The sequence below is a fragment of the Acinetobacter sp. BMW17 genome (genome assembly GCF_001592855.1).
GTDB classification, from domain to species: Bacteria; Pseudomonadota; Gammaproteobacteria; order Pseudomonadales; family Moraxellaceae; genus Acinetobacter; species Acinetobacter johnsonii.
On the sequence record NZ_LSOD01000035.1, the window covers coordinates 27153 to 28798 of the forward strand.

General features: G+C 48.9%; 2 protein-coding genes. Both read right to left on the reverse strand.

All coding sequences use genetic code 11. The features are described from left to right. Window positions 1–920 (reverse strand): acetyl-CoA C-acyltransferase (locus tag AXW61_RS10765; protein WP_062034304.1); only part of this gene is annotated, 920 nt, incomplete at its 3' end. Between the two features lie 117 nt (window positions 921–1037). Next, window positions 1038–1646 (reverse strand): 3-oxoacid CoA-transferase subunit B (locus tag AXW61_RS10770; protein WP_081408295.1); only part of this gene is annotated, 609 nt, incomplete at its 5' end.

The following is a 1646-nucleotide window of genomic DNA, read 5'->3' on the forward strand; positions in this document are numbered from 1 at the left end:
AGTAACTTTTTGATGGCAGGTGCTGGTGCAAAGCCCATGATGCGCGGTTCTACACCCACTGCTGTTGAAGCAATGATTTTGGCACGCGGTTTAAGTTGGTACTGTTCAACCGCTGCTTCTGAAGCGATCAGTACAGCAGCCGCACCGTCATTGATGCCTGATGCATTCCCCGCAGTGACGGTGCCTTCTGCTGTCATGACTGGCTTGAGTTTGGTTAAACCTTCTAAGGTGGTCGATGCACGTGGATGTTCATCCGTGTCGATCACAATTGGATCACCCTTACGCTGGGGAATATTCACAGGGATGATCTCATGTTTAAAAAAGCCTTGAGCTTGCGCGGTTGCGGTGCGCTGTTGACTCGCCAAGGCAAACTGGTCTTGATCTGCGCGATCAATATTAAATTGTTGTGCCACGTTCTCCGCGGTTTGCGGCATGGTGTCTACACCATACATCGCTTTGAGCTTAGGATTAATAAAACGCCAGCCCATAGTGGTGTCTTCAATCTTTTGACTACGGCCATAGGCAGTTTCTGATTTGCCCATGACAAAAGGTGCACGAGACATACTTTCCACACCACCTGCAATGATCAGATTGGCTTCACCTGCTTTAATCGCACGGGCTGCCATGGCAATCGCATCGAGTGATGAGCCACATAAGCGATTCACAGTCGTGGCAGGAACTTCAACTGGTAAACCAGCAAGCAGTGCAGACATACGACCAACATTACGGTTGTCTTCTCCCGCTTGGTTGGCGCAGCCATAGATCACATCATCGACTTGGGTCCAATCCACACTTGGATTACGTTGCATCAAGGCTTGAATTGGTACGGCACCCAAGTCATCGGCACGCACTGGAGCGAGTCCACCTGCATAACGTCCGAATGGGGTACGAACGGCATCGATAATATAAGCGTTTTTCATATCTATTCTTCTCTTAATCCTCCCTTAATCCCTCCTTTAAAAAGGAGGGAGACCTACCGCACTTGATGCTAGAGAAGTCCCCCTTTAGCAAAGGGGGATTTAGGGGGATTCAAATCATTAATTCTGTTGTGTCGCATCCATCAACGGAGCACCTGTCATCGCCTGTAATTCTGCAAAGCTTAGACCGTCGACTTTCTCAATCACTTTTAAACCTTCAGCGGTGACATCAATCACACATAGGTCGGTGTAAATACGATCGACACATTTCAAACCTGTCGCAGGGTAGCTCAGTTCAGCCACGATCTTCGGTTCACCTTGTTTGGTCACATGGTCGGTGGTGATAAAGACTTTCTTGGCACCGACGGCTAAGTCCATCGCACCGCCGACGGCAGGAATCGCATCGGGTGCACCGGTATGCCAGTTGGCCAAGTCACCATTGGCTGCCACTTGAAAGGCACCCAAAACGGCAATATCTAAGTGACCACCACGCATCATGGCAAAAGAGTCGCCATGATGGAAAAAAGCACCGCCTTCAAGCATGGTCACATATTCTTTACCCGCATTAATCAACTCAGGGTCTTCTTGGCCTTTATCAGGCGGTGGACCAAAAGCCAATAACCCATTTTCAGAATGTAAGAAGACGTCTTTGTCACTAGGCAGGTAACTGGCAATCTTGGTCGGTAATCCAATCCCAAGATTCACATAAGCGCCATCTGGAATATCTTG